1 protein-coding gene is annotated in these 2,190 nt (G+C 72.3%); it reads right to left on the minus strand.

The annotated features are described in order from the left end of the window. On the minus strand, positions 1-2,190 hold a 2,190-nt coding region (locus ACFZCP_RS45855; RefSeq protein WP_391443248.1), incomplete at both ends, for a beta-ketoacyl synthase N-terminal-like domain-containing protein.

Genomic DNA, 2,190 nt, shown 5'->3' on the forward strand with positions numbered 1-2,190 from the left:
AGAGCAACGACACGAGCACCGTCCTCCACCGACAGCATCCCCGCCACCGTCGCCGCCGCGATCTCACCCTGCGAATGACCCACCACGGCGTCGGGAGTGACACCGGCCGCCTCCCACACCGCCGCCAGCGACACCATCACCGCCCACAAAACCGGCTGGACGACATCCGCAGCCTCCAGCGCGGGCGCACCCTCCGCCCCGGCAAGGACATCGCTCAGCGACCACCCCACATACGCGGCGAGCGCCTTCTCACACTCCGCCAGGCGCGCCGCGAACACCGGACTCACCCGGGCGAGTTCGCGGCCCATCCCGACCCACTGCGAACCCTGACCGGCGAACGCGAACACCACCCGACCACCCGGCCGCGCCACACCCTGCACCACACAACCCGCAGGAACCCCGGCAGCCAGGCTCTCCAAACCGGACACCAGCTCACCACGGCCACCACCGACCACGACCGCCCGGTGCTCGAACAACGAACGCGTCACCGCCAACGACCAAGCAGCGTCTGCCGGTTCCAGCCCCGGACGCGCCGTGACCCACTCCCGCAACCGCTCCGCCTGTCCCGTCAGGCCGGCGGCCGACCGGCCCGACACCAGCCAGGCACTCACACCGTCGGTCTCGACCACCGCGGGAGCCTGTGCCGATGCGCCCGGCTCATCGGCCGGTTCGGAGACGGCGTTCTCCGGTGTGCCGTCCTCGGTGGGGGCTTCCTCCAGGAGCAGGTGGACGTTGGTGCCGCTGATGCCGAACGAGGAGACGCCCGCGCGGCGCACCCGGCCGTTGGCGGACCACGGCACCGGCTCACTCAGCAACCGCACGTCGCCGGCCGACCAGTCCACGTGCGGCGACGGCTCGCCCACGTGCAGCGTCTTCGGCAGCTGCTCGTTCTTCAGGGCGAGCACCATCTTGATCACACCCGCCACACCGGCGGCTGCCTGGGTGTGTCCGATGTTGGACTTCACCGAGCCGAGCAGCAACGGCCGGCCCTCCGGCCGGCCTTGGCCATACGTCGCCAGCAGCGCCTGCGCCTCGATCGGGTCACCCAGCGTCGTACCCGTACCGTGCGCCTCGACCACGTCCACGTCGGCGGCCGACAGCCCGGCGTTGGCCAGCGCCGCCCGGATGACTCGCTGCTGCGAGGGGCCGTTCGGGGCGGTCAGGCCGTTGGACGCACCGTCCTGGTTCACCGCCGAGCCGCGCACCACCGCCAGCACCTTGTGGCCCCTGCGGACCGCGTCGGACAGCCGCTCCACGACCACCATGCCCACGCCCTCGGCGAAGCCCATGCCGTCCGCTTCCGCCGAGAACGCCTTGCACCGGCCGTCCGCCGCGAGGCCGCCCTGCTGGCTCATTCCCACGAACCCGTCGGGGTTCGCGATGACCGTAGCTCCACCGGCCAGCGCCATCGAGCACTCCCCGGCTCGGATCGCCTGGGTGGCCAGGTGCAGGGCGACCAGGGACGACGAGCACGCCGTGTCCACCGTCACGGCCGAACCCTCCAGGCCGAGTGCGTAGGACACGCGGCCCGACATCACACTCGTCGCGAAGCCGGTCGTCAGGTGTCCCTCGGCGCCTTCGCTCCCGCTCGCCACACCGAGCGCGTATCCCGAGGCGAAGCCGCCGACGAAGACGCCGGTCTGGCTGCCGCGCAGCGACGCCGGGTCGATGCCGACCCGCTCCAGCGCCTCCCACGACGTCTCCAGCAACTGCCGCTGCTGCGGATCCATCGCCAGCGCCTCGCGCGGGCTGATCCCGAAGAACCCGGCGTCGAACCCGCCGGCGTCCGCGACGAACCCGCCGGCCTGGTTGTGGAAGGTGCCCGCGTGCTCGGGATCCGGGTCGTAGAGCCCCTCCGCGTCCCAGCCCCGGTCGGCCGGGAAGCCGGAGACCGCGTCCGTGCCGTCGGCGAGCAACTCCCAGAACGCGTCGGGGTCGTTCACGTCGCCGGGGAACCGGCAGGCCATCCCTACGATCGCGATGGGCTCGTCGGAGATGGCCTCGGACATACGGACCGGCGGGAGGCTCACGGACTGCTCGCCCTCGCCCTCGCCCACGAGCCGGGCCCGCAGGTGCCTGGCGAGCGCGACCGGGCTGGGGTAGTCGAAGACGAGGGTGGCCGGCAGGCGCAGTCCGGTCACGCCGTTGAGGCGGTTGCGCAGTTCGACCGCGGTCAGCGAGTCGAAGCCC

The sequence above is a fragment of the Streptomyces sp. NPDC007971 genome, from assembly GCF_042958635.1.
Lineage (GTDB): Bacteria > Actinomycetota > Actinomycetes > Streptomycetales > Streptomycetaceae > Streptomyces.